Origin of the sequence: Actinoplanes oryzae, assembly GCF_030757795.1 — a bacterium.
Lineage (GTDB): Bacteria > Actinomycetota > Actinomycetes > Mycobacteriales > Micromonosporaceae > Actinoplanes.
This window is the reverse complement of record NZ_JAUQWH010000130.1, coordinates 1-25513: the sequence shown is the minus strand read 5'-3', so window position 1 is coordinate 25513 and position 25513 is coordinate 1. Positions and strand designations below refer to the sequence as shown.

The following is a 25513-nucleotide window of genomic DNA, read 5'->3' as shown; positions in this document are numbered from 1 at the left end:
CAACGACGAGACGGCCACCACCCTCCAGCGGGACGCGCATGACGATGCCCCGACCTTCCTTGGTGACCTCCAGCGGACCATCGCCCGTCCGCGGCTTCATCGCCGCCATCTTGTCTCCCCTCAGACCTACATCAGGGTCATCAGTGCACCGTGCTCAGCCCCACGGCGCGCCCAACCTCGTATCCGACCGGCGGAGTCGCCCTCGCTGGACCGACCCGAGACCGCAGCGCTGCGGACCCGCCAACAGTCACAAGGCGTGGCCCACCGTGCCGATCAAACATTTTCCCTGATGAACACCGGCGATCCCAAACCCAGCCCAAGCTGATGTGACAGCGTCTAGCATATCGTCTTTCGGACTGTCACAATGTGCGGTCATGCAGGCGCGGTCGGCACTCTTCGACCTCTACGGCGACTACCTGCGTCCGCGCGGCGGGCGCGCACCGGTCGCCGCGCTGGTCAAGCTGCTGGCGCCCCTGGGAATCGCCCCGCCCGCGGTCCGCACGGCGGTGTCCCGGATGGTGCGCCAGGGCTGGCTGCATCCGTTACGCCTCGTGTCCGGGCCAGGCTATCTGCTCACCCCGAAAGCCGCCCGCAGACTCGACGAGGCGTCGTCGCGGATCTACCGCACCGGGCGCGGCGGCTGGGACGGGCGGTTCGACCTGATCGTCCCCATGACCCCGCTGGCGCGCCGCGACGCGCAGAAGCTGACCTTCCTCGGATACGGGATGCTGAGCGAGCACGCGTGGGTCGCCCCGCGCGCCGCCGACGAGGTGGACACCGTGCTCGGCGAGGCGGGAGTGGCGTACGAGCGGTTCAGCGCGGCACATGCGGCCGGCTCGCCCGGGGCCACGGACGTCGTCGGGCGCGCGTGGGATCTGACCGAGATCGGTCAGGCGTACGAGGACTTCGTCACCACCCAGCGCGCCGCCGTCACCGCCGTCACCGCGCGCAGCTCGGACGAGGAGGCGTACGCCGTCCGGTTCCAGCTGGTCCACGCCTGGCGCTCGTTCCTCTTCCGCGACCCGCAGCTGCCGCCGTCCCTGCTGCCGGCCCGCTGGCCGGGCACCGCCGCGGCGGCCTTCTTCGACCGGCACGCCACCCGCCTGCGCCCGAGCGCCGACCGCTTCGTGGACCGCTGCCTCGCGTCGGCCTCCCGGGGCGCGCGTATGGGATTCTCGGAGCCATGACCGACTCGCTGCTCGTCGACCGCACCGACGCCGTCGTCACGCTGACCCTCAACCGCCCCGACGCCATGAACGCCCTCGACGTGGACCTCAAGGAGGCGCTGCGCGACACGCTCGCCCAGATCGAGGGCGACCGCGGGGTGCGCGCGGTGGTCCTGGCGGGCGCGGGCCGGGCCTTCTGCGTGGGGCAGGACCTGCGCGAGCACGCGCAGACGCTGTCCCGCGGATCGACCGACCTCGACACCGTACGCGCGCACTACAACCCGATCGCCCAGCGCCTCGCCTCCCTGCCCAAGCCGGTCGTGGCGGCCGTGCACGGCAACGCGGCCGGGGCGGGGGCGTCGCTGGCGCTGCTGGCGGACTTCCGGATCGGCGGGCCGTCGACGATGTTCCTCATGGCGTTCGCCAACGTCGCCCTGGCCGGCGACAGCGGCATCTCGTGGTCGCTGCCGCACATCGTGGGCCGCGCGCGGGCCCTGGAGCTGCTGCTGCTCGCCCAGCCGGTCCGCTCCCGCGAGTCCTTCGAGTACGGCCTGCTGACCGAGCTGGTCGACGAGGACGAGCAGGTGCTGCCGGCCGCCCAGGAGCTGGCCGCACGACTGGCCGCCGGGCCGACCGTCGCCTATGCCGCGATCAAGCGCGAGCTGTCGATCGGGACGGCCGGCACGCTCTCCGACGCGCTGGCCGCCGAGGCGCAGGCACAGGCCATCTGCGGGGCGACCGCCGACCACAGGAACGCGGTCGAGTCCTTCGTCAACAAGCGGAAACCGGCCTTCGAGGGCCGCTGATATTACTCATTCGGGATAGCCGGATCCATGGCCATAGATGTTTGACTCGCCTCACAGCACAACCGCTCTGGGGAGGTCCGGATGGTCAGGTTCCGCAGGATTCTGGGCGTGGTGGCGGCCGCGCTCACGGCTGCCTCGATGGGGACGGTGCTCAACGCGCAGTCCGCCGCGGCCGCCGACAAGGGCCCGGACAAGGTGGTCGGCGGCACGACCGCCACCCAGGGCGAGTTCCCGTTCATGGTCCGCCTGTCGATGGGCTGCGGCGGCGCGCTCTACAGCTCCACCCTCGTCCTCACCGCGGCGCACTGCGTGGGCGCCACCGGCACCAACACGTCGATCACGGCGACCCTGGGCGTCGTCGACCTGCAGTCGTCGAGCAGGATCACGCGCAAGTCGAACTACGTCTACCGCGCGCCCGGCTACAACGGCAACGGCGACGACTGGGCGTTCATCCGCCTGGCCAGCCCGGTGACCGGCATCGCCACGCTGCCGATCGCCACGAGCAGCACGTACGACACCGGCACCTTCACCATCGCCGGCTGGGGCGCGGCGTCCGAGGGCGGCGCCCAGCAGCGCTACCTGCGCAAGGCCACGGTCCCGTTCGTCAGCGACTCGACCTGCAACTCCTCCAGCATGTACGGCGGGGAGGTCATCGCCGCCGAGGAGATCTGCGCCGGCTACACCGCCGGCGGCGTCGACACCTGCCAGGGCGACTCCGGCGGCCCGATGTTCCGCCGCGACGCGAGCAACGCCTGGATCCAGGTCGGCATCGTGAGCTGGGGCGACGGCTGCGCCCGCCCGAACAAGCCGGGCGTCTACACCCAGGTCAGCTACTTCTCGTCGGCGATCCGCTCGGCGGCGACGAGCCTCGGCGGCTGACCCACCACGGATATGCAGCGGGCCTCGGAGCGCGAAGCTCCGGGGCCCGTTTGCGTCCGTGCTTGCCCTACTCGTCCTCGTCCTCTTCGGGGTCCAGGTTCGCTTCCTCGCCGAGGACGAAGGCCTGCATCGCCAGCTCGTCCCCCGACGGCGACACGAAGGTCGGCAGCTCCGCCGGCCCCAGCTCCAGCACGTACGACCAGAACTGCCGCACCGCCTCCGGCGCGCTCGCCGCCTCGATCGGCAGGTCGAGGCTGACCAGCCAGGTCTGCTTGTCGCGGTCGCCGCCGAGCCGGGCCGCCAGCGCGCGGAAGACGCTCTCCTCGACGGGCACCACGCCCTCGCCGAGCGTCAGCCCCTCGGCCGGCACCGGGTCGTCGAACGAGCGCCGCGTGTAGGCCACCTCGATCTCGGGCACGCCGTGCGCGCCGCGCCGGGCCTTCTCCTGCCCCGCGACGATCCCGAGCCCGACCACGACCGGCGTTTCCTCGCCGGCGACCAGCAGCACCTCGTCGCCGGCCGCGGGTTGGGAACCCGTCGTGCCCGCCACGGACAAGGTGTCGTGATGGAACAACCGCTCGGTCGCCCACCGATCCGCCGGAATGATCACCGCCCACTGAGCCATGCGCACTATGACATCACGGCCGTCGCTCAGAGAATCGTCCAGGTGTCGCCGGAGTGCAGCAGGCCCGTGAGCATCTCCTCGGGTGTGCCCGTCGCCTGCGCCTTCGCGTCGGCGAGCTGCTTGGTGATCAGCTCGTCGTAGGAGGGCCGGGTCACGTTGCGGAACACCCCGATCGGCGTCGTGCTCAGGTCCGAGCCGGACAACCGGGACAGCGCGAACGCGTACGCCGGGTCCTCGACCGTCGCGTCGTGGCGCAGCGGGGTGCCGCCCTCCTGCACGCGCAGGCCGAAGCTGCCCTCGGGGTGGACGACCGAGTAGCGCCCGTCGGGACCGAAAGTGATCGGCTCACCCTGCTCCAGCCGGATCAGGTGGTCGTCGCGGGTGCCCGGATCTTTGATGAGCTCGAACGCGCCGTCGTTGAAGATGTTGCAGTTCTGGTAGATCTCCACGAACGCCGACCCCTCGTGCTCCGCCGCCGCGCGCAGCACCGACTGCAGGTGCTTGCGGTCGGAGTCGATGGTCCGCGCGACGAACGTCGCCTCGGCACCCAGCGCCAGCGACAGCGGGTTGAAGGGCGAGTCCGCCGAGCCCACCGGCGTCGACTTCGTGATCTTGCCGAGCTCGGACGTCGGCGAGTACTGCCCCTTGGTCAGCCCGTAGATCCGGTTGTTGAACAGCAGGATCTTCAGGTTCACGTTGCGGCGCAGCGCGTGGATCAGATGGTTGCCGCCGATGGACAACGCGTCGCCGTCGCCGGTGACGACCCACACACTCAGGTCGGGCCGCGAGGCGGACAGCCCGGTGGCGATCGCCGGGGCGCGGCCGTGGATGGAGTGCATGCCGTAGGTGTTCATGTAGTACGGGAAGCGCGACGAGCAGCCGATCCCCGAGACGAAGACAATGTTCTCCCGCGGGATGCCCAGCTCCGGCATGAAGCTCTGGACCGCCGCGAGGATCGCATAGTCACCGCACCCGGGGCACCAGCGCACCTCCTGGTCGGACTTGAAGTCCTTGACGGTCAGGGGCAGCAGCGTCTTACCCATTCTTGACCACGTCCTCGAGCATGCTCTCCAGCGTCGCGGCGGTGAAGGGCAGGCCGCTGACCTGGTTGAAGGGGATCGCATCGACCAGATACCGGGCCCGGATCACGTGGGCGAGCTGGCCCAGGTTCATCTCGGGGATGACCACCTTGTCGTACGCGGCCAGCACCGCACCCAGATTCGCCGGCAGCGGCGCCAGATGCCGCACGTGGGCCTGGGCGATCGGCAGACCACGCTGGCGCAGCGTGCGGCAGGCGGCGCCGATCGGCCCGTACGTCGAGCCCCACCCGAGCACGAGCACGCGCGCGTTGTCGTCCGGGTCCTCGACCTCGACGTCGGGCACGGGGATGCTCTCGATGCGGGCGGCGCGGGTGCGGACCATGAAGTCGTGGTTCGCCGGGTCGTACGAGATGTCGCCGGTCTTGTCGGCCTTCTCCAGCCCGCCGATCCGGTGCTCCAGGCCCGGCGTGCCCGGGATGGCCCACGGGCGGGCCATGGTCTGCGGGTCGCGCAGATAGGGCAGGAAGCGCCCGTCCGCGTCGTTCGGCTCGCGGGCGAACTCGACCCGCAGGTCAGGCAGCTCCGACACCTCGGGCAGCAGCCACGGCTCCGAGCCGTTGGCCACGTAGTTGTCCGAGAGCAGGATCACCGGCGTGCGGTAGGTCAGGGCGATCCGGGCCGCCTCGAGCGCGGCGTGGAAGCAGTCTGACGGCGACTTCGGGGCGATCACGGCCAGCGGCGCCTCGCCGTGCCGGCCGTACAGAGCCATGTTGAGATCGGCCTGCTCGGTCTTGGTCGGCATGCCCGTCGACGGCCCGGCCCGCTGCACGTCGACGATCACCAGCGGCAGCTCCAGCGCGATAGCCAGCGAGATCGTCTCACCCTTGAGCGCCACACCAGGCCCGCTCGTCGTGGTGACACCCAGACTCCCCCCGTACGCGGCCCCGAGCGCCGCCCCGACCGCCGCGATCTCGTCCTCGGCCTGCATCGTCGTGATGCTGAAGCGCTTGTGCTTGCTCAGCTCGTGCAGGATGTCCGAGGCCGGCGTGATCGGATAGGCGCCCAGGAAGACGGGCAGGCCCGACCGCACCCCGGCGGCGACCAGCCCCAGCGCCAGGGCCGCGTTGCCGGTGATGTTGCGATAGGTGCCCGGCAGCATCGTGGCGGGCTTGACCTCGTAGCGCACCGAGAACGTCTCGGTCGTCTCGCCGAAGCTCCAGCCCGCGGTGAAGGCGGTCTTGTTCGCCGCGACCAGCTCCGGGCGCTTGGCGAACTTGCGCTCCAGGAACCGCAGCGTCGACTCGTAGGGCCGCGAGTACATCCAGGACAGCAGCCCGAGCGCGAACATGTTCTTGGCGCGCTCGGCGTCCTTCTTCGACAACCCCGAGTCGGCGAGCGCCGCGACGGTCATCGAGGTCAGCGCGACCGGGTGCACCGACCACTCCGCCAGCGAACCGTCCTCGAGCGGGCTCACCGCATAGCCGACCTTGGCCAGGTTGCGCTTGGTGAACTCGTCGGTGTTGACGATGACGTCCGCGCCGGCCGGCAGATCGGCGAGGTTGGCCTTGAGGGCGGCCGGGTTCATGGCGACCAGCACGTTGGGGGCGTCGCCCGGCGTGAGGATGTCGTAGTCGGCGAAGTGCACCTGGAAGCTCGACACGCCGGGCAGGGTGCCTGCCGGGGCGCGGATCTCCGCGGGGAAGTTGGGCAACGTCGAGATGTCGTTGCCCAGCTGCGCGGTCTCGGATGTGAAACGGTCACCGGTGAGCTGCATGCCGTCACCGGAGTCGCCCGCGAACCGGATCACCACCCGGTCCAGCTGCTCGACCCGCTTCGTAGGAGCGGACACGATCCAACCTCCTGAACCTGCGATCCCGCTCGGCGGTACGTCATGAGCCAGGCTCGCTGTCGTTACGTCCAGCGTACTTCGGCGCCCCTTACCGCCCAGGTTCTGTCAACAGGCCGACGCCCACAGTAACGATCTGACGTGACCTGGGCCACTGGTGCCCATTTCGTGGTTCGTTACGCTTCGCGGGTGGACGGCTATCTCGGTTCGTACGCCCTGCTGGGTCTCCTGCTGGCCGCCGGCGTCCTCGTCTTCGTCGGCGCCTTCGGGGCCAACAGGCTGCTCAGGCCCGCTCGACCGGCCGAGCCCGCGGGCAAGCGCATCGCCTACGAGAGCGGCATCGACCCGGTCGGCGGCGACTGGGCGCAGGCGCAGATCCGCTACTACGTGTATGCGTACCTCTATGTGCTCTTCGCCGTCGAAGCGGTCTTCCTCTTCCCGTGGGCCGTCATCTTCGACCGGCCGGGCTTCGGCGGGGTGACCGTCGCGGAGATGGGCATCTTCGTCGCGGTGCTCGCGCTCGGCATCGTCTACGCCTGGCGCAAGAAGATCCTGACCTGGACCTGAGCCCGGGTTTGCCCCCGCCCGGGGTGGCGGGCTCGCCACGCCGCGGCGCGCATGCCACGATCGTGCCCATGGGTCAGCTTCTCCTCTTCATCGTCGTGGCCCTCGTGGTCGCGGCGATCGTCTTCGGCGTCACCGTGATGGTGAGCGGCGGGGACCCCGGCCTGACGCCGGTCGAGCCCGACGGCAAGGCGCTCCCGCTCCCGGTCGACCGGCCGCTGGTGGAGGAGGACGTCACGCACTCCCGCTTCGACATGGCGTTCCGGGGCTACCGGATGGCCCAGGTCGACCAGGCGCTGCAGCGGGCGGCGTACGACATCGGCTACAAGAACGAGCTGATCGGCGTGCTCGAGGCGGAGGTCACCGCGCTGCGCGAGGGGCGGACCGCCGATGCCGACACGCTGCGGCGGGCCCGGGAGGCCTCGGCGGCGCCGGCCGTCGCGCCCGCACCTGTCATTGATTTGGACAAAACGCCCAGGAAGGGTGACGAGTCGGCGACGCAGGTCGTGGCTTCCTCGACCCCGGCCGCCCCCGCCACGTCGTCTACCTCCGCGTCTCCCTCCTCCGCGTCTACGTCCACCACCTCGACGTCTTCCGCGTCGCCTTCCTCCGCGTCGGCTGACTCCGCCTCGACGTCCTCCGGGTCGGCTGCCTCCGGCGAGAAGGCCGCTTCCGCCTCCGACGAAGAGCCGGCGGAGCGTCGATGAGCGAGAACGGAACGGCCGGAGGGCTCGGCGACGCCGCCCGCCCCGGCACGGGTGAGGTCACCGCCACGGTCATCGTGAACGCGCCCGCCCCTCAGGTCTTCGCGGCCTTCACGGCCTGGGAGAAGCAGAGCCAGTGGATCCCGTTCACCAAGGTGCGCGTCGTCGAGGGCGACGGGGGCGAGGGCAGCCTGATCGAGGCGATCACGGCCGTGGGGCCGGCGGCGCTGCGCGACGAGATGCGGGTGGTGCGGGTCGACCACCCGTACGAGGTCCGCGTCGTCCACTGCGGCAAGGTCCTGCGCGGCCCGGGGTCGATGCGGTGCACGGCCATGGGCGGCGACCGCACGCAGGTGGTCATGCACGAGTGGTTCCACCTCCCCGGCGGGGCGGCGGGGAAGCTGGCGTGGCCGATCCTGTGGCCCGGCTCCAAGCTGAGCTTCAAGAGCGCGCTGAAGAAGTTCGGGCGGCTCGTGGAGGAGGGCAAGCTGCCGTAGGGCTCTGCTCGCGGGAATTCTGTCGGAGGGTGCCCCTACGGTGTGGGGCATGAGTGACGACCTGCTGGTGGGCGAGGACGGCCGCGCCCGCTGCTTCTGGGGCGGCGGCGCGCCCGACTACGTGGCCTATCACGACACCGAGTGGGGCCGGCCGGTGCGCGGCGACGACGCGCTCTTCGAGCGGATGTGCCTGGAGGCCTTCCAGTCGGGCCTGGCGTGGATCACCATCCTGCGCAAGCGCGAGGCCTTCCGGGCGGCGTTCGCCGGGTTCCACATCGAGAAGGTCGCGGCCTTCGACGGCGCCGACGCGGACCGGCTCATGGCCGACGCCGGCATCGTCCGCAACCGGATGAAGATCGACGCCGCCCTGCACAACGCCCGGGTCGCCGCCGACCTGCCGACCGGCCTGAGCGAGCTGCTCTGGTCCTATGCGCCGGCGCCCCGGCCGCGCCCGGCCACCCGCGCCGACGTGCCCGCCCTCACGCCGGAGTCGACGGCCATGGCCAAGGACCTGAAGAAGCGCGGCTTCAAGTTCGTGGGGCCCACCACGGCCTACGCGCTGATGCAGGCCACCGGCATGGTCGACGATCACCTGGCGGGGTGCTTCGTGCCCGCCCGCTGATCGCCCGACCACCCGCCGGGCGCCCGCCCGCCAAGGGCCCGCCCGCTGAAGGCCCGCCCGCTGGCTGAGCGGTTGCCCGCTGAGACCGCCTGCGGCCTCGCCTTCGCCGGCACGATCGTTCACTCCGCCGGGCTTGGGCTCGCCGCCCTGGCGTTCGGCTCATTCCGCCGGCTGGGTGGCCGTAGTGCTCAGTTCGGTCGACCGGGCGATCGCCGGCGCAGAGGGCGGCGGCGCAGAGGGCGGCGGCGCAGAGGGCGGCGGCGCAGAGGGCGGCGGTGCGGTGGGCTGCGGCGCAGTGGGCTGCGGCGCAGTGGGCGCCGGCGGTGCGGGGCGCCGGTCGCGGAAGACCCACCAGCGCGACGCGGAGTAGGTGAAGACCGCCACGATGCCGGAGGCGGCGACACGGGCGACCGCGAAGGGCAGGCCGGCCGCGGCCAGCGCGGTGGAGGCGCCCACGGTGATGAGATAGTCGCCGGCGATCACCACGGCATAGCGGGCGGCCTGCGGCCCGGCCGGCGCGTGCGAGCGGAAGTTGACCGTCCGGTTGAGCACGAAGTTCAGGGCGAAGGCGACCACGTAGGCGATCGACACCGCGACCGGCAGGGGCAGCGGGGTCCACGCCCGCAGCATCGCCAGCAGGGCGAGGTCCACGGCAAAGGTGAAGGCCCCGAGTTCGGCGAAGCCCGCCATGTCGCGCGTGACCACCCGGCGTACCCGGGCGGGCAGTTTGTCCACCCAGGAGGTGAGGAGGTCGCCGACGACCTCGGACCGGCTCGGCACCGTCAAAGGCCCAGCCCGACCTTTTCCTCGTCGCGAATGTAAATCAGCATGTCGCCGGTCTCGATGGTGACCGTCTGCACCCCGCCGAGCGGCACCACCTTGCCGCGCCGGATCAGCGCCACCACCAGGGTCTGCAGCTCGCGCGGGTTGCGGCCGACCTCGGCGCGCTCGGCGGAGCGCATGGCGAGCGCCATCCCCTGCCCGGGGGTGAGCAGGTCCTCGACCACGTCGATGAGCGGCGGCGTCGTCGTGGTGAGGCCGAGCAGGCGGCCGGCGGTCGCGGACGAGACGATCACGTGGTGGGCGCCGCTCTGCTTGAGGAGGGCGGCGTTCTCCTGCTCGCGGACCGAGGCGATGATGCGCACCTGCCCGGCCGTGAGCTGCCGGACCGTCAGCGAGATGAGCACGGACGCCTCGTCGCTGTCGGTGGCGATGATGACGCTCTTGGCGTTCTTCACGTCCGCCTGGTTGAGGACGGCGGAGCGAGTGGCGTTGCCCTCGATCACCGCGAGCCCGGCCGCGGCGGCCTGACGTACGCCCTCCTCGCGATTTTCCACGATGACGATGCGGGACTTGTCGTAGCCGGTCTCGACGAGAGCAGCCACGGCGGCACGGCCCTTGGTGCCGTAGCCGCAGACGATGATGTGGTCCTTCAACTTTCGCCTCCACCGGCTCACCCTGAGGCTGTTCCGGTACTGGTCGGTCAGCACCTCGAGGGTCGTGCCGACCAGGATGATCAGGAAGAGCACGCGGGCCGGGGTGATGAACACGATGTTGATCAGCCGGGCGCCGGGCGTCACCGGCGTGATGTCGCCGTAGCCGGTGGTCGAGAGCGTGACGACCGCGTAGTAGAAGCAGTCGAGGAGAGTGAGGCCGTCCTCGTTGACATCACGGTAGCCGCCGCGGTCGGCGTAGATGATCGCCACCGTGACCAGCACGAGCGTGATCGCGGCCCCCAGGCGGATGCCCAGAGCCCGCAGTGGTCCCTGCCGGACCAGCGGTAAGTGGATCACTGGGCTGCCGCCTGCACGTTCACACCATAGCCGCAGGCCCCCACACCGCTTTTCATGACATCACGGTGCCGGGCGACTATGGAATACCGACCGGTAAGTTGAGTCATCGTTCAGGAAAAGTCCATTGATGCTGTTGTATGTCGAAAGGTGCGCCGCCGAGACTGGCGCCATGGTGCTCCGCCGAACTCTCGCCGTAGTCCTCACCGCCGCCGCCCTCCTCCTCACGCCCACCGCCGCCCGGGCCGCCGCCCCGACCAAGGCCGAGGTGCTGCTCAGCTGGACCAAGACCACCGCGGCCAGCACGGAAGCCTGGAACGCCGCCCGCCTCGACCGCGCCCCCTGGGAGTCCTACGGCTTCGACTGGACGACGGACTACTGCTCGTCGAGCCCGGACAACCCGCTCGGCTTCGACTTCACGCTCTCCTGCTGGCACCACGACTTCGGCTACCGCAACTACAAGGACCTCGGCACCTTCGACGCGAACAAGGCCCGGCTCGACGACATGTTCTATGCCGACCTCAAGCGGAAGTGCGCGACCTACTCCACGTCCGTGCAGGCCGCTTGCTACAGCCTCGCGTGGGTGTACTACCAGGCCGTGAGCATCTTCGGGTCGCTCGAGGCGGTCAACCCCTCCGACGTGGACCGCACCCGCGCCCTCATCCCATAGTCTGCGCGAATCGCGCGGAGTCCCGCTCGAGGTCCGGGTGCTCGACGGCGAGCGCGGTGGCGACGGCACGGTGGAAGCCCTGCTCGGCGCCTTCCGCGTACGCCGCGTCGAACGCGCGGTCACCGAGCTCCCGCCGCAGCAGGGCCTGCTGGGCCGACCAGAACGCGCCGAACTGGACGGCCCGGCGGGCCCCGAGCACCGACTCGGCGCCCCCGAAGAGGACGGCCGCCGTGGCCAGGTCGCCCCCGGCCGCGCAGCGCACCGCGATCGCGGCGACCGCGTCGGCGGCGGCGCCCCGGAACCCGTGCCGCAACCGCGAGCGGAGCGCCACGACCAGGTGATCGTGCGCCGCCACGAGGTCACCGCGGCGCAGGGCCACCATGCCGAGGAGCCAGTCGACCGTACGGCGGCCGCGGTCCTCGGGACGGCCCGCCTCCATCAGCCGGGCGCCGCCCAGCACCTCGGCGGCCTCGTCCAGGGCGTCCCGGCGCCACAGCAGCTCGGCGAGCGCCACGATCGAGGGCAGCGCGGCGGCCGGCACCCCGAACCGCTCCGCCTGCGCGATCACGTCGCGGCAGAACCGCTCCGCGTCCGCCAGGCGGCCCGATTCGATCAGCGTCACGCGGCGGCCGGCCTGGGCGCGTACGAGCAGGGCGGGGTGTGCCGCCTCCCGGGCCAGGACCTCGGCACGTTGCAAAAAGCGGGTGCGTTCCTCCCGGTCGGCGGAAAGGCCGGCATGCACCAGGTACGTCGACGCGAGCTCGACGTCGGCGACCCGCTCTCCGGTGGACTCCAGCCGGGCGTACAGGCGGTGCAGCAGGTCGCGGCCCGTCCGCGCACCGCCGTGCTCGCGCCACCACGGATCGAGCGCGCCGGCGAGCCGCAGGCCCGGCCGCGCGCTGCCGCCGGAGACGCTCCAGCGCAGGGCGGCTTCCCATTCCTTGACGTACGGGGACAGCTCCGTCAGCGACACGGTCCGCGGCTGCCCGTCGGTGTCCACCGCGACGGCGTCGAGCGTGTGCAGCGACCAGGCGACATGTCCGTCCCGGGCTGCGTGCTCCTCGCCGGCGGCCGCGAGGCGGCGGGAGGCGTACGACCTGACCTGGCCGGACAGCTGATAGCGCGGCCCGACCACGACGTCGACCAGCGACCGGTCGGCCAGCTCCGACAGCGCGCCGAACGCGTCCTCGCCGGACCACTCGACCGCGGACAGCTCGACGGGCCCCGCGAAGACCGCGAGGCGCCGGAGCAGGCTCGCCGCGGGGACCGAGAGCGCGCGGTACGACCAGTCGAGGTTGCTGGTGAGCGAGTCGTGCCGGGTGAGCGGGTCGTCCTCCTCGTACCCGTCGGCGCTCGCGTCGTGCCGGCCGGCGCCGTTCAAGGGGCTGCCGTCGAGGGCGGCGATGGGGTCGTCGAGGCGGGCGGCGAGCTGGGCGGCGGAGAGCAGGCGGAGGCGGTTCGCGGCGAGCTCCAGCGCGAGCGGGTGACCGTCCAGCCGGGCGGCGACCCGGCCCAGGTCGGGTGTCTCGTCGGCACCAGAGGCGTACCGGCCGCGTGCGGTCTCGGCCCGCGCCACCAGCAGCGCATAGGCATCCGCGGGCGCCAGCGGCGGGATCCGCCAGACCAGCTCCCCGGGTACGCCGATCGGCGCCCGCGACGTCGCCAGCACATCGAGTCGCGGGCACGCGGCGACCAGCCGGCGCACCAGCCGCTTCACCTCCACGGGCCGGGCGTCGCACGTGTCGAGCACCAGCAGGACACGGTCGCCGCCGCAGCGCTCCACGACGGACTCGATGATCGGGCGCGCCGGCTCGGACCGGACGCCCATCGCCGCCGCCACCGCCCGGTGCAGGTCACGCGCTTCGGCGACATCGACAAACCAGACCCCGCCCTGGTACGCCCCCCGCACCTCGCCCGCGGCCGCCAGCGCCAGGCGGCTCTTGCCCGTGCCGCCGCCTCCGGCCACGGTCACAAGGCGGTGGCGTCCGATCAGGTCACGCAGCTCGGTCAGCTCGGGCTGCCGTCCCACGAGCGGGGTCAGGGCCGCCGGCAGATTGTCCTTGGGGGCGCCGGGCGTACGCGGGGGTGGGAAGGACCGCTCGAGCCCGGGCGCGACGATCTGGAAGAGGCGCTCGGAGTCGTCGAAGCCGCGCAGAAGGTGCGGTCCCAGGTCGAGGAAGTCGAGCGCCGGGCTCCCCTCCGCGGACGGCTCGCCCCGGCCGTCGGCCTTTTCGGTCTCGCACCGGCCGGCCTGCAGCTCCCGGGACCACGTCGTGACGGCCAGCGCGGTCGCCTCCGAGCAGAGGATCTGACCACCGTGCGCAGCCGCCGCGACCCGGGCCGCGCGATGCACCTCGGTGCTCGCGTACTCGTCGCCGCGCGGCAGCGCCCATCCGGTGTGCAGCCCCATCCGCACGCGCGGTGCCGCATCGTCACTCGGCCACGGGTACGCGGCGAGTGCACGCTGTGACGCCACCGAGGCCGCCACGGCGTCGCCGGCATCGCTGAACGCAACAAAGAACGAATCACCCTCGGTAAGAATCTCCACACCGGAGTAATTACTCAGCGCTGCGCGGAGCAGGTCTCGATGAGCGTTGAGTACGGCGCCGTAGTCCTCGCCCAGCATCCGGGCCAGCCTCGTCGACCCCTCGATGTCGGTGAACATGAAGGTCACCAGCCCGCTCGGCAGCTCGGTCCGTCCCGTCACGGTGAGAACCTCCGCCCCCTCGGGAAGTCGCGCTTCATGCTGCCGCACTGCAGTCACGCGGCATATCGTAGAAACGGACGGTAACTGTCCACCCGCCACGGCCGACCCCGGAAGGGCGACCCTCCGTCCGCATCACCGACACCGACGCACGGCACTACGCGTGACGTAACGACGCGGTTCACGATCCAGTCACGCCGCAGACGGTCATTTCCACCGGCCCGAAAGGATGCCCCCACAAGAGTCACTTTGTGCGACTGCGCGCCGTCACACCCCCATCACCGCCAGAGATCACCCGCCCGGCCGCGACATGACCCTAAACAGCCACAGTGTCCGCCCCACACCCCAAATCGGACACCGCCCAGCCGACTCCCGAGCCGCCTTCAGCTCTCCCTGACCCCCCGGCGCCCTAGACCGCTCGCGATCCCGCGCCGCCACCTTCGGCTCTCCCTGCCCCCGACCCGCCGCCCTCGACCGCTCGCGATCCCCCGCCGCCACCTTCGGCCGAGCCCTGAGCCTGGCGCCCCAGCCCGGGCCACTCCTCCAAGCCTCGAGTCGCCGCCCTCAGCCACTCCGAAGCCTCGAGTCGCCACCTTCGACCGCTACCCGAGCTCCGAGTCGCCACCTCGGCCACTTTCGAGCTTCGAGTCGCCCACTTGGAGCTCACCTGAGTCGCCGACCCGCCGAAGCGCCCTCCCGCCCAGCCCTCAGTCAGCGCGACCCGGGACCGGGCGATCGGGATGCTGGCGAGCGGGCCCCTCGGGAACTCAAGCCGGAGCACTCAGCCAGGAAGCCGCTCAACCCTCAAAGCACCAGCCCCGGTAAGCACAGCCACGCAAAGCGCACCCGCCCGACGCCCGCACCCGCCGCGCCCACCACGAGCCCGAGCCCCCAGCGAGCCCACGCCACCAAGCAACTCCCAGCGCAACCAGGGCACCCGAAGCACCGCGACGCCACTCGTGCTCGCCGGGCCGAGGTCGATCAGCAGCCGCAAGCGCCTCCGCAACAGCCGCCGCCCCCGGCCGCCGGAGCCGACGATGCCGCCGAGCCGCCCCGGCCCATCACAGCGACGGTGGACAGCAGCTTGACGGTGTCGGCATGCCCCTGCGGACAGCGCGCGGGCGCGGCCGACTCGGCCATGGGACGATTGATCTCGAACGTGTCGCCGCACGCGCGGCAACGAAAGTCGTAACGCGGCATCCGCCCAGGGTAAGTGCTCACCGGATGATCCGCTGCAACGCAAGTGCGCAGTTGTCCGCCCGCCATCGACCAAGATCCATAGGCGCCGTCCTGGCCCCCGGCCGGTACTCTCTTGCGAGTGGTTGACGGGCAGAACACACCCTCGCAGCGCCCCGCGGCACCGCACCTCGGCGGCCCCCTCGGCAGCTCCGGCGCGGCTCCCGAGCAGGCCCCCGACACAGCGTCGGCTCAGCGCGCGCCCTCCCCCCAAGGAGCGGCCTCTTTCCAGGACAGCGTGTCGCCCCAGAGCGCGACCTCGCCCCAAGAGGCAACCCCGTTGCCGAACGCCACCGCGCCCCCAGAGGCAACCCCGCCCCTGAAGACGACTCCGCCCGAGAAAGCGGCCCCCGCCGCCCAGGACACAGAGTCCGCCCGGAGCCCGATCCCGCAGCAGCGCCAGGCCCCGGACCAGGAGGAGGAGCCCCGTCCGAAGCAGGACGACAAGGCGTCCCCAGAAGCCCGCAACGCTCTTCCGCCGGAAGACCCCACCCCCACACCAGCGAAGAAGGCAGAGCAGCCCACCCCTCCTCCACCCGCAGCCGCCGAGCCCGCCACCAAGCACGAGCCGCCCGCGGCCACCGCCAAGCAGGAGCCGCCCGCCGCCGCCGAGCAGGAGCCGCCCGCCGCCACCGCCAAGCAGCAGCCGCCCGCCGCCACCGCCAAGCAGGAGCCGCTCGCGGCCGCCGCCCAGCAGCCGCCCGCCGCCACCGCCAAACATGAGCCAACCGCGGCCGCCGCCGAGCAGGAGCCGTCCGCGGTCACCGACAACCCGGCCGCACCCAGCACCGCAGCGAAAGCGGAAGCGACCGACTCGCCGGCACCCGAGCCCGAGCCGTCGCCCGACAAACCCGAGCCCCTCACCGAGAAGGCCACGACGCCCGCCGCGGCGACCTCCCCGGCGACCGACCAAGGCAAGCCCGAAACAGCGCCGAACGCCAAGGGTAAGAAGGACAAGCCCGACCGCGAGCCGCCCGCCCCCTCGGTCACCGCCATGGCCCTCGCCTCGCGCAGCCGCCCGCCCAAGCGCAAGCTCCGCAAGGCCGGCCCCGGAGCCGTCGCCCGGAGCACCTCCGAGTGGGCCCACCGCCCCAGCGGCCGGCTCATCCTGCCGGCCATCCTCGCCGTGGTGCTCATCGGCGCCGCTGGGACAGCGGGCGCTTACCTCGTACCCCAGGCTCTGCAGTCCTCCCCCGTGCCCAGCGCGACTCCCGCCTTCGGCGCGGGCACCGCGGGCGCCGGCAGTGCGGGCGCCTCGGTGCAGCCCGGCGGCACGCTGCCCGGCGCGGCCCCCAGCGGCACGCTGCCCGGCGCCGTTCCCGGTGGCACTCAGCCCGGTGCGGTGCCCAGCATCTCCGTGCCCGCCGGCGTCCTGCCCAGCGTGAGCTCCGCACCCACCGTCGGCGGCGTGCCCACCACGGCGGTCGCCGTGCCCGGGGGCGTGACGCAGACCCGGCCGGCCGACGCGCTGGCGACCTGGGCACAGCAGGCCGGAACCAGGGCCGGCATCCCGGTCGTCGCCGTGCAGGCCTACGGCTATGCGGAGCTCGTCGCCGCCCGTACCACCCCCGGCTGCCACCTGAGCTGGACCACGCTCGCCGCCATCGGCAAGGTCGAGTCCAGCCACGGCAGCTTCAACGGCTCGCTCCTCAACGCGGACGGCACCGTGACGCCGCCGATCTACGGTCTGCCGCTCGACGGCCAGGGTGGACGACAGGTGATCCGCGACACCGATCAGGGCGTTCTGGACAAGGACGCCACGTACGACAGGGCCATTGGACCTATGCAATTCATCCCACAGACCTGGAACGAGCTCGCCGTGGGTAACGCGGTGGACGCCGACGGGAACGGGGTGCCGGACCCCAACGACATCGACGACGCGGCCCTCGCGGCGGCCCTCTACCTGTGCAAGGGCGGGCGCGATTTGTCCAGGCCGGACGCCTGGTGGGACGCCATCCTGTCGTACAACGCGGTCCGCCCGTACGCCCAGAAGGTCTTCGAGGCGGCGAACCAGTACGGCCAGCTGAGCCGGGGTTGATCGGACACCCACAGTGACTGGTCGCACACAATTGACCTGCGGGCACTTCCCTGGAGGTCGAGATACCGGCAAGCTGTACGAGTGAGGGTGCGTGAATGGGATCCCCGGTCGGCGTCGGATGAGGAGATCCGGTCGCTCGTGGAGACGGTGAACCAGGTCCTTGCGGCCGACCTTCCCGATGATCCACCGTGGCAGGACGTCCAGGTGCGCGAGTATCTGGCCGAGACCATGCCCGGCGAGCGCCGGATCAGCTGGGTGGCCGAGGACGACCGACTGCCCGAGGGTGAGGGCAAGGTCTTCGGTCATGTGACCCTGCTGCTCCTGGGCGACACCGGGGTGCTCGAAGTGATCGTGCACCCCGAGCTGCGCCGCCGCGGGCTGGGCCAGCAGCTGGTCGCGGTCGCCGCGCGCCGGGCCTATCTCGAGGGCTTCTCCTCCATCGGCGTCGAGGCGATCGGCGGCACCGGGGCCATCGGCTTCTACGAGGCGCTCGGCTTCGAGCGGGACTATGTCGAGACGCGCAGCGTCCTGTCCCTGTCCAGCGTGGACTGGAGCGCCCTGAGCGGCATGGCGAGCGGCATCAGCAAGGGCTACCGCGTGGAATACCACCCGGGCGGCCCACCGGCGGAGCTGCTGGAGGCCTATGCGCAGGCCAAGCTGGAGGCCCAGGACGGCGACGAGGACGATCCCGACGCCCGCCCGAGCTCGTCCGACCCGCAGCGGCTGCGCGACAGCCTCGACACTCTGCACCGCCGGGGCCTGAAGCCTTACATCGTGCTCGCCATCCACGAGGAGACGGGCGAGGTCGCCGGTCTCACCGAGCTGGTCGTGCCGGCCCAGCACCCCGAGCGGGCGGACCAGTACGACACGATCGTCGTCCGTAAGCACCGCGGCTACGGCATCGACCGCGCGATCAAGGCCCGGATGCTCTTCGAGCTGCGCACCGCCGAGCCGGACCTGTGCGAGGTGCAGACCTGGAACGCCCAGCACAACGAGTCGATGCTCAAGGTCAACGCGGAGCTGGGTTATCAGTCCGACCGGGACTGGTACGAGTACATCGCCGACGTCGCCCAGCTCGTGCACCGCCTGGAGCCGACGGACTGACCCGCGCGGCGCACAGCCGTCATCGCGGGCGGAGGCGGCGGGTGAGGCGCCCCGGTCCGGCCGGGAAGCACGTACGGGTGTGAGCACGCGCCCGACCCTGCCCGAAAATCACCGTCGCCGCCCGCCGCCCTGTGGACAGAGCGGCATTGTGGATAACCCGCTGACCGCCTTGCGGACTGGGTAGCGTGCTCGGCATGACAGACGAGCCTCTGCCGGAGGAGTCCGGTAACCCGCAGACCGACGACCGACACGAGCAGAAGGGCTCACCGGAGCAACCGTGGAGCCCCGGTGAGCAGCCCTACAGCGACCGCCCCGAGCAGGGCGGCGAAACCCCTGGTCCGGTGACCGTCGAGCCACCGGACTGAGCGCGGGCAGCGGACCAGCCCGCCGGCCCGCCGCGAAAGGCGACAGGCCGGAGCGCGAGCCGGGTCAGAAGCGCTCGCGCAGCAGCTGGGCAGCCTCGGTCGCCCAGTAGGTCAGGATCATCTGAGCACCCGCACGCTTGATCGACGTGAGGGTCTCCAGCATCACGCCCTGCCGGTCGATCCAGCCGTTGGCCGCGGCCGCCTCGACCATCGCGTACTCACCGGACACCTGATAGGCGGCGACCGGGACGGTCACGCGATCGCGCACGGCGGCGAGCACGTCGAGGTAGGGCAGGGCCGGCTTGACCATGACCATGTCCGCACCCTCGGCGATGTCCAGGTCCACCTCACGCAGCGCCTCCCGGATGTTGCCGGGGCTCTGCTGGTAGGTGCGGCGGTCGCCCTGCAGCGTCGACTCGACGGCCTCGCGGAAGGGGCCGTAGAAGGCGCCCGCGTACTTCGCGGAGTAGGCGAGCACCGAGACGTCCTGGTGGCCCGCCTGGTCCAGGGCCCGCCGGATCACGCCGACCTGACCGTCCATCATGCCCGAGGGCCCGACGACGTGGGCGCCCGCCTCGGCCTGGGCGACGCCCATCTTGGCGTAGATCTCCAGGGTGGCGTCGTTGTCCACCGTGCCGGCGTCCGTCAGCACACCGCAGTGACCGTGGGAGGTGAATTCGTCCAGGCACAGATCGCTCATGACGACCGTCGCGTCGCCGACCTCGGCGATCACGTCACGGATGGCCACATTGAGGATGCCGTCCGGGTCGAGGCCGGCCGAGCCCGTCTCGTCCTTGTTCTCGTTCGTGGGGACGCCGAAGAGCATGATGCCGCCGACGCCGGCCGACACCGCCTCGTGGGCAGCCTTGCGCAGCGACTCCCGCGAGTGCTGGACGACGCCCGGCAGCGACGAGATGGCCCGCGCCTCGGTCAGGCCCTCCTTGACGAAGACCGGCAGGATCAGCTCCGACGGCGCGACGCGGGTCTCCTCCACGAGACGCCGCATGGCCGCCGTACGCCGGAGCCGGCGCGGGCGGATGTCGGGGTACGACACGTTTGCTCCCTCAGCCAAGCCGGCCACCGGGGTCGGCCGATGCGAAGCCGACCACCACGGCCGGCCGATGCGAAGCCGACCACCGGGGTCGGCCAAAGCAAGCCGACCACCCAGGCCGGCCAATACGGGGCCGACCCCCTAGGCCGGCCAAAAGTCGGCCACCGGGGTCGGCCAATACGAGGCCGACCACCACGGCCGACCAAAGCCAAGCCGGCCACCAACGGCCAGCCCAAGACCAAGCCGACCGCCACGGCCGGCGAAGCAGCGAACCAGCCGAGCCCGACCGGCCGGTGAAGGCGCGGCGAGAGACCGGAAAGGGGGTCGGTCACCATGAAGAAGGCTCTCCCGACGAGCATATGCCGGAGAGAGCCCCATAGCCCCGGGCCGGCGGGAGCACCCCACCAGCCCGGGACGAGAAGATCAGCGGAAGCGCAGCGCCGTGGGGCCCTGGACCTTGGAGCCGCGCCGCTGCTTGGCCGGCATGGCGGCCAGCTTCTCGCGGAGCTCGACCGCGTAGGAGGCGAGCGCCTCGACCAGGTCCGGCACGGAGGCGTGCTGGGGCTGGACGTCGACGCGGAGGCCGAATTCCGTGGCGGTCTCGGCCGTCTTGGGGCCGATCACGGCGACGACGGTGCGGGCGTGGGGCTTGCCCGCGATGCCGACCAGGTTGCGGACCGTCGAGGACGAGGTGAAGAGCACCGCGTCGAAGCCGCCCGACTTGATGGCGTCGCGGATGTCGGCGGGCGGCGGGGCGGCGCGGACCGTGCGGTAGGCCGTGACGTCGTCCACCTCCCAGCCGCGCTCGATGAGGCCGGCGGCGAGCGTCTCGGTCGCGATGTCGGCGCGCGGCAGCAGCACGCGGCCCACCGGGTCGAGGATCTCGTCGTGCGGCGAGAACTCGGCGAGCAGGCCCTCGCTGGACTGGTCGCCGGCCGGGATGAGCTCGGGCTGGATGCCGAAGGCCCGCACGGCGTCGGCGGTGGCCTCGCCGATGCAGGCGATCTTCACGCCGCCGAAGTGCCGGGCGTCGAGGCCGTGCTCGCCGAACTTCTCCCAGACGGCGCGGACCGCGTTGACCGAGGTGAACACCACCCAGGCGTAGCGGCCGTCGACCAGGCCCTTGACCGCCCGCTCCATCTGGGCGGGCGTGCGGGGCGGCTCCACGGCGATGGTCGGCACCTCGCACGGGATCGCACCGTAGGCGCGCAGCCGGGCGCTCATGGCCCCCGCCTGCTCCTTGGTGCGGGGCACGAGCACCTTCCAGCCGTAGAGCGGCCTGTTCTCCCACCAGCTCAGCTTGTCGCGCTCGGCGACGTCGCCGCCCACGGTCAGCACGACGCGGCCGGTGAAGCCGAGCGCCGCGGCGACGAAGCTGTCGACGGTCGAGGTCGTCGTGTACTGCGTCTCGCCCGTGCCGTCGCCGGTCACGCCGACCGGGGTGCCCGGCTCGACGCCCGAGGCGAGCAGGCCGTCGCGGACGGCGGCGAGGTCACCGGCGTCCACGGCCACGGCGAAGGAGCCCTTGAGGGCCGCCGCGGCGAGGGCGTCGAAGTCGAGCGCGGACACGTCGTCGACGTCGGCGACGGTGCGGACGGCCGGCAGCGGCACGCCCGCGTAGGTCGCGACGCCCTCCGCCTGGCCGAGGCCCGGGACCACCTCGAAGTGCACCGCCGTGCGGGCCACCGCCTGCACCTCGTGGACGACCGACTCGTGCCCGAACGGGTCGCCGGCGACGAGGTGGACGGCGGACAGGCCGGACTTCGCCGCGGAGAGCAGCACCTTGGCGACGTCGCCGGGGGCGCCCTCGGCCGGGCTGAACTGCGTGTCCTCCTGGGCCTCCGCCTTGATCGCCGCGAGCAGCGACTCGGGGACGCCGCGGTCGTAGACGACCTGGTCGGCCTCGGCGAGGGTGTCGTGGGCCCGGCGCGTCAGCAGGCCCGGGTCGCCGGGTCCGGCGCCGACGAACGCGATGCGTCCGGCGCGGTTGCGGGCGGTGCGGGTGGTCATTCTGTGCTCCCCATCAGGGTGTCGGCGCCGGCCTCGAGGAGATCGGCGGCGAGCGCCTTGCCGATCTCCGCCGCGCCGGCGGGCGTACCGGTGCGCGACAGCCGGACAGCTCGGGCCCCGTCCGGGCTGATCACCGCACCGCGCAGGTAGATCTCGTCGCCGTGCTCGCCTTCGGCGAACTCGGCGTGTGCCGCGACCGGGGCGGAGCACCCGGCCTCGAGCGTTGCGAGCATCGCCCGTTCCGCCGTGACGGCGGCCCGGGACGGTGCATGGTCGAGAGCCCCCAGGAGCTCGACCAGGTCTGACTCGCCGTCCCGGCACTCCACGGCCAGCGCACCCTGGGCAGGGGCGGGCAACATGAGCATCGGGTCCAGCGTCTCCGTGATCTCGGCGGCCCGGCCGATCCGGCTGACGCCGGCCCGGGCCAGGACGACGGCGTCGAGGTCGGCCTCGGGACCGAGCACTCGTGCCATGCGGGTGTCGATGTTGCCGCGAATCGGCGTGACCTGCAACTCTAGGCCCAAGGCCCGCAATTGCGCGATTCGGCGCACCGCGCCGGTGCCCACGGTGGCACCCGGGGGCAGCTCGGCCAGGGTGCGGCCGTCGCGGGCGATCAGCACGTCGCGCGGGTCCTCGCGCTCCGGCACGGCGGCGATGTGCAGGCCGGGGTGCGGCAGCGAGGGCAGGTCCTTGTAGCTGTGGACCGCGAAGTCGACCTCGTCGCGGAGCAGGGCCTCGCGCAGCGCGGTGACGAAGACGCCCACCCCGAGCTGGGTGACGGGCGCGCTCGACTTGTCGCCCGCGGTGACGATGCGCACCAGCTCGACGGACCGGCCGGTGCGCCGGGTCAGCTCGTCGGCGACGAGCTGGCTCTGGGTCAGGGCGAGCTTGCTGCCTCGCGTGCCGAGGCGCAGGGGCGTGCTCACGCTTCTCCTCCGATCTCCGGCACTGCGGCAACCTGGGTGGCGTGCGGGACGTCGAGGTCGAAAAGCTCACGCAACAGGGCCGCATACTGGTCGCCGCCGGGCTCCGCCGCAAGTTGGCGCACCCGGACGGTCGGCGAGTGCAGCAGCTGCTGGACGACGCGGTGCAGCGTGCGGGCGACGTCGGCGCGCTGGTCGTCGGTGAAGTCGGGCCGGCGCGCGTTGAGCTTGCCCAGCTCGGCGGCGACCACGTCCTCGGCGCGGGTGCGCAGGGCGGCCACGGTGGGGGCGATCTCGGCGCCGCGCATCCAGCCCAGGAAGTTGTCGACCTCGGACGCGACGATCTGCTCGACGGCGGCGGTCTCCGCGGCGGCGGGCAGGGTGCGGCGCGAGGCGGCGAGCCCGTCGATGTCGACGACGGTGACGTGGGGCAGGTCGGCGACCTCGGGGGCGACGTCGCGCGGCACGGCCAGGTCGAGCACGACCAGCGGCCGCTCGCGACCGGCGAGGCGCTCGGCGGTCAGCACCGGCTCGGTGGAGGCGGTGGCGCTGACCACCAGGTCGGCCTCGGCCAGGGCGGCGTCGAGGGCGTCGAAGGACACCGCGGTCGCGCCGTAGGCCTCGGCGAGCCGGGCGGCCCGCTCGGCGCCCCGGTTGGTGATCTGCAGCGGGCCGACGCCCGAGCGGGTGAGGGTCGCCACGGACAGCGCGCCCATGGCGCCGGCCCCGATGACCAGGCCCTTGCGGCCGGTGAGGTCGCCGCCGAACACCTCCGCGGCGACGTCGAGCGCGGCGGTCACCACGCTCTGGCCGGCGCGGTCGATGCCCGTCTCGGCGTGGGCGCGCTTGCCCACGCGCAGCGCCTGCTGCATCAGCTCGTGGAGCAGCCGCCCGGCCGAGTCGGCCTCCGTGGCGGCGTGGTAAGCGTCACGCAGCTGTCCCAGGATCTGGGCCTCGCCGACCACCATCGAGTCGAGCCCGGACGACACCCGGAACGAGTGCCGCACGGCCGCCTCGTCGTAGTGCACGTAGAGGTGCCCGGCGAGCTCGTTGGCGCCGATGCCGGACTCCTCGGCGAGCACGTTGCAGACGTCGCCGAGGCCGCCGTGGAAGCCGGTGACCGCCGCGAAGACCTCGACGCGGTTGCAGGTGGAGAGGACCACGGCCTCCCGCACGTAGGGCTGGGCGACGAGCTTCTGCAGGACGGCCGGGATGTCCGGGCCGGGGATCGAGAGTTGCTCGAGGGTGCCCACCCGGGCGGTCCGGTACGACGCGCCGACGCTGAGCAGGTTCACGACCCGACCGCCTCCTGGTTTTCGCCGTCCTCCTCCGCCGTCCGTCCGCCGGGCAGAGCGGTCAGGGAGGCCTTGCGGTGCTCGTGGAAAGAAAGGATCTGCAGCTCGATGGCGAGGTCGACCTTGCGGACGTCGACCCCGGCCGGGACCGAGAGCACGCACGGGGCGAAGTTGAGGATGCTGGTGACCCCCGCGGTCACCAGCTCGTCCGCGACGCCCTGCGCGGCGGTCGGCGGGGTCGCGATGACCCCGATGGTGATGCCCTCGTCGACGACGGCCCGGCCGAGCTCGCCGACGTGCCGCACGGTGAGCCCGTGGATGCTCTTGCCGACCTGGTCGTGGTCGGCGTCGAAGAGGGCGACGATGCGGAACCCGCGGCTGGCGAAGCCGGCATAGCCCGCCAGCGCGTGCCCCAGGTTGCCGAGCCCCACCAGGGCGACGTTGCGCCGCTGGTCGAGCCCGAGGATGTATTCGATCTGGTCGATCAAGAGCGTGACGTCGTAACCGACGCCCCGGGTGCCGTAGGACCCGAGGTGCGAGAGGTCCTTGCGCAGCTTGGCGGAGTTGACCCCCGCCGCCGCGGCGAGACCCTCGCTCGACACGGTGTCGGCACCCGCCTCGGAGAGGTGGTGCAGCGCCCGGAGGTATTCGGGCAGTCGCGCGATAGTCGCTTCGGGGAGGTCCGGGAAAGCAGGCACCCCGCCGGCGTTGCCGGACGTGTTTCCATGACGCTGCTGACTCATAAGACTCCGTGCCGACAAGGTGGCGAACCTGCGGTGAGCCCTCTGTGGCCTGGATGGACCGGCTGTGGTAGCGGGGCTCGTCGGAGTCACAGAGTAAGCGCTTGTGAAGGCGTGCACAAATCGCGATCTTGATAGCGGAACTGGACAAAGATCGAGTCTGCGTGTTAATCGCACGCGGACTCCTGTCCGAGTATTACCGCTTCTCGCCCTCCACGGCCACCAACGTCGCCATACCGACGACGAGTATCACAGTGGCTTGCATCAGCAGCGCGTCACAGTGTCCCGGCGAACATGACAGCCTCGAGCAGCGCGTCACAGCGTCCTGGCAAACGTGACAGCCTCGAGCAGAACCTCACAGCGTCCTGGCGAGCGTGACAGCCTCGAGGAGAGTGTCGGCGACCGGAATGCCCGTGAACCGCAGCCGCACCGGGTCCGTGAAGCCACCCGTGTAGAGCACAGCCGCGGCACCCACCGAGGCGGCCGCGTCGGCGTCGTCCACGGAGTCGCCGATCAGCACGCACTGCGAGCCCGGGATGTCCAGCTGGGCGAGGTGCCGCGCCAGGTGGCCGGCCTTGAGACCGCCGTCGACCTCGGTGGGCCGCCCGTCGATGCGCGCGAAGACGCCGGCCAGGCCGCGCGACTCGACCGCCGGGATCAGCTCGTCGTGGAACCACATGGAGAGCAGGGACTGCGTACCGGACCAGGCCTTGATCGCCGCCTCGGCGTCGGCCGCCAGCGGGATCGTGGTGAGCCCCATCCGGTACGCGTCGTGGAAGATCCGGTCGAGCTCCTCGAACTCCTCGTCGGAGATCGCCCGCTCGAGGATCTCGGCGTA

Annotated in this window: 25 protein-coding genes; 11 read left to right on the top strand and 14 right to left on the bottom strand. The window is 71.9% G+C overall.

Annotated elements, in window-relative coordinates; translation table 11 throughout:
• A partial coding sequence (locus tag RBH18_RS32005; protein WP_306214202.1) for a DUF3117 domain-containing protein occupies positions 1-109 on the bottom strand: 109 nt, incomplete at its 3' end.
• 265 nt (positions 110-374) lie between these two features.
• Here RBH18_RS32005 and RBH18_RS32000 point away from each other — a divergent pair.
• The 3 genes from RBH18_RS32000 (at position 375) to RBH18_RS31990 (ending at position 2851) form a co-directional block, all read left to right on the top strand.
• Positions 375-1187 carry a PaaX family transcriptional regulator gene (locus RBH18_RS32000; protein WP_306214200.1) on the top strand — a complete coding sequence of 271 codons (813 nt, stop codon included), beginning with the start codon at positions 375-377 and terminating at the stop codon, positions 1185-1187.
• Positions 1184-1972 (top strand): enoyl-CoA hydratase-related protein, encoded by a 789-nt coding sequence (locus RBH18_RS31995; protein WP_306214199.1) that lies wholly within the window; start codon positions 1184-1186, stop codon positions 1970-1972. The genes RBH18_RS32000 and RBH18_RS31995 overlap by 4 nt, the downstream gene beginning before the upstream one ends.
• Before the next feature lie 81 nt (positions 1973-2053).
• Entirely contained in the window at positions 2054-2851 is a 798-nt protein-coding gene (locus tag RBH18_RS31990) for a S1 family peptidase (protein ID WP_306214198.1), read from the top strand.
• 67 nt (positions 2852-2918) lie between these two features.
• Here the strand turns inward: RBH18_RS31990 and RBH18_RS31985 are convergent, their stop codons facing one another.
• The 3 genes from RBH18_RS31985 to RBH18_RS31975 are packed head-to-tail and all read right to left on the bottom strand — an operon-like array spanning position 2919 to position 6365.
• Positions 2919-3476, bottom strand: a complete 558-nt coding sequence (locus tag RBH18_RS31985; RefSeq protein ID WP_306214197.1) for a hypothetical protein — start codon at positions 3474-3476, stop codon at positions 2919-2921.
• A gap of 26 nt (positions 3477-3502) precedes the next feature.
• Complete coding sequence (locus tag RBH18_RS31980) at positions 3503-4519, bottom strand: 2-oxoacid:ferredoxin oxidoreductase subunit beta (RefSeq protein WP_306214196.1); 1017 nt, start codon at positions 4517-4519, stop codon at positions 3503-3505.
• Entirely contained in the window at positions 4512-6365 is a 1854-nt protein-coding gene (locus tag RBH18_RS31975) for a 2-oxoacid:acceptor oxidoreductase subunit alpha (protein ID WP_306214195.1), read from the bottom strand. The genes RBH18_RS31980 and RBH18_RS31975 overlap by 8 nt, the downstream gene beginning before the upstream one ends.
• 186 nt (positions 6366-6551) lie before the next feature.
• Here RBH18_RS31975 and ndhC point away from each other — a divergent pair, with 186 nt between their 5' ends.
• The 4 genes from ndhC (at position 6552) to RBH18_RS31955 (ending at position 8749) form a co-directional block, all read left to right on the top strand.
• A complete protein-coding gene (ndhC, locus tag RBH18_RS31970; protein ID WP_306214194.1) occupies positions 6552-6929 on the top strand; it encodes an NADH-quinone oxidoreductase subunit A in 378 nt (125 codons plus the stop codon).
• Between the two features lie 68 nt (positions 6930-6997).
• Entirely contained in the window at positions 6998-7633 is a 636-nt protein-coding gene (locus RBH18_RS31965) for a DivIVA domain-containing protein (RefSeq protein ID WP_306214193.1), read from the top strand.
• Positions 7630-8127: an SRPBCC family protein gene (locus RBH18_RS31960; RefSeq protein ID WP_306214192.1), complete on the top strand. Its 498-nt coding sequence runs from the start codon at positions 7630-7632 to the stop codon at positions 8125-8127. The genes RBH18_RS31965 and RBH18_RS31960 overlap by 4 nt, the downstream gene beginning before the upstream one ends.
• Positions 8128-8176: 49 nt before the next feature.
• Positions 8177-8749, top strand: a complete 573-nt coding sequence (locus RBH18_RS31955; protein ID WP_306214191.1) for a DNA-3-methyladenine glycosylase I — start codon at positions 8177-8179, stop codon at positions 8747-8749.
• Positions 8750-8908: 159 nt separating this feature from the next.
• Here RBH18_RS31955 and RBH18_RS31950 read toward each other — a convergent pair whose 3' ends face one another.
• Together RBH18_RS31950 and RBH18_RS31945 are read right to left on the bottom strand one after the other, a co-directional pair.
• Positions 8909-9529 (bottom strand): GtrA family protein, encoded by a 621-nt coding sequence (locus tag RBH18_RS31950; protein WP_306214201.1) that lies wholly within the window; start codon positions 9527-9529, stop codon positions 8909-8911.
• Positions 9530-9531: 2 nt separating this feature from the next.
• A complete protein-coding gene (locus tag RBH18_RS31945; RefSeq protein ID WP_306214190.1) occupies positions 9532-10542 on the bottom strand; it encodes a potassium channel family protein in 1011 nt (336 codons plus the stop codon).
• 169 nt (positions 10543-10711) lie between these two features.
• Here RBH18_RS31945 and RBH18_RS31940 point away from each other — a divergent pair, with 169 nt between their 5' ends.
• On the top strand, positions 10712-11209 hold the full coding sequence (locus tag RBH18_RS31940; protein WP_306214189.1) for a phospholipase: 498 nt from the start codon (positions 10712-10714) through the stop codon (positions 11207-11209).
• On the opposite strand, the gene RBH18_RS31935 is transcribed toward RBH18_RS31940, so the two are convergent.
• Both RBH18_RS31935 and RBH18_RS31930 read right to left on the bottom strand, forming a co-directional pair.
• On the bottom strand, positions 11199-13916 hold the full coding sequence (locus tag RBH18_RS31935; RefSeq protein WP_306214188.1) for an adenylate/guanylate cyclase domain-containing protein: 2718 nt from the start codon (positions 13914-13916) through the stop codon (positions 11199-11201). The two genes, RBH18_RS31940 and RBH18_RS31935, sit on opposite strands and share 11 nt — an antisense overlap.
• A gap of 978 nt (positions 13917-14894) precedes the next feature.
• The gene (locus RBH18_RS31930) at positions 14895-15113 is read right to left on the bottom strand and encodes an FmdB family zinc ribbon protein (RefSeq protein WP_306214187.1); all 219 of its coding nucleotides are present in this window, start codon (positions 15111-15113) and stop codon (positions 14895-14897) included.
• A gap of 316 nt (positions 15114-15429) precedes the next feature.
• Between RBH18_RS31930 and RBH18_RS31925 the strand changes: the two genes are divergently transcribed.
• From RBH18_RS31925 to RBH18_RS31915, 3 genes are all read left to right on the top strand, one after another.
• A complete protein-coding gene (locus tag RBH18_RS31925; RefSeq protein ID WP_306214186.1) occupies positions 15430-17187 on the top strand; it encodes a lysozyme family protein in 1758 nt (585 codons plus the stop codon).
• 81 nt (positions 17188-17268) lie between these two features.
• Positions 17269-18291, top strand: coding sequence for a GNAT family N-acetyltransferase (locus tag RBH18_RS31920; RefSeq protein ID WP_306214185.1), 1023 nt, complete (start codon positions 17269-17271; stop codon positions 18289-18291).
• Positions 18292-18485: 194 nt separating this feature from the next.
• Positions 18486-18656, top strand: coding sequence for a hypothetical protein (locus RBH18_RS31915; protein WP_306214184.1), 171 nt, complete (start codon positions 18486-18488; stop codon positions 18654-18656).
• A 64-nt stretch (positions 18657-18720) separates the two neighbouring features.
• Here the strand turns inward: RBH18_RS31915 and hemB are convergent, their stop codons facing one another.
• From hemB to RBH18_RS31885, 6 genes are all read right to left on the bottom strand, one after another.
• Complete coding sequence (hemB, locus tag RBH18_RS31910) at positions 18721-19710, bottom strand: porphobilinogen synthase (protein WP_306214183.1); 990 nt, start codon at positions 19708-19710, stop codon at positions 18721-18723.
• A 420-nt stretch (positions 19711-20130) separates the two neighbouring features.
• Positions 20131-21717, bottom strand: a complete 1587-nt coding sequence (locus RBH18_RS31905) for a bifunctional uroporphyrinogen-III C-methyltransferase/uroporphyrinogen-III synthase (protein ID WP_306214182.1) — start codon at positions 21715-21717, stop codon at positions 20131-20133.
• Positions 21714-22643 (bottom strand): hydroxymethylbilane synthase, encoded by a 930-nt coding sequence (gene hemC, locus RBH18_RS31900; RefSeq protein WP_306214181.1) that lies wholly within the window; start codon positions 22641-22643, stop codon positions 21714-21716. The genes RBH18_RS31905 and hemC overlap by 4 nt, the downstream gene beginning before the upstream one ends.
• Positions 22640-23935 (bottom strand): glutamyl-tRNA reductase, encoded by a 1296-nt coding sequence (locus tag RBH18_RS31895; protein WP_306214180.1) that lies wholly within the window; start codon positions 23933-23935, stop codon positions 22640-22642. The genes hemC and RBH18_RS31895 overlap by 4 nt, the downstream gene beginning before the upstream one ends.
• On the bottom strand, positions 23932-24678 hold the full coding sequence (locus RBH18_RS31890) for a redox-sensing transcriptional repressor Rex (RefSeq protein ID WP_306214179.1): 747 nt from the start codon (positions 24676-24678) through the stop codon (positions 23932-23934). The genes RBH18_RS31895 and RBH18_RS31890 overlap by 4 nt, the downstream gene beginning before the upstream one ends.
• A gap of 352 nt (positions 24679-25030) precedes the next feature.
• The coding region (locus tag RBH18_RS31885; protein WP_306214178.1) for an HAD hydrolase-like protein at positions 25031-25513 on the bottom strand (483 nt) is incomplete at its 5' end.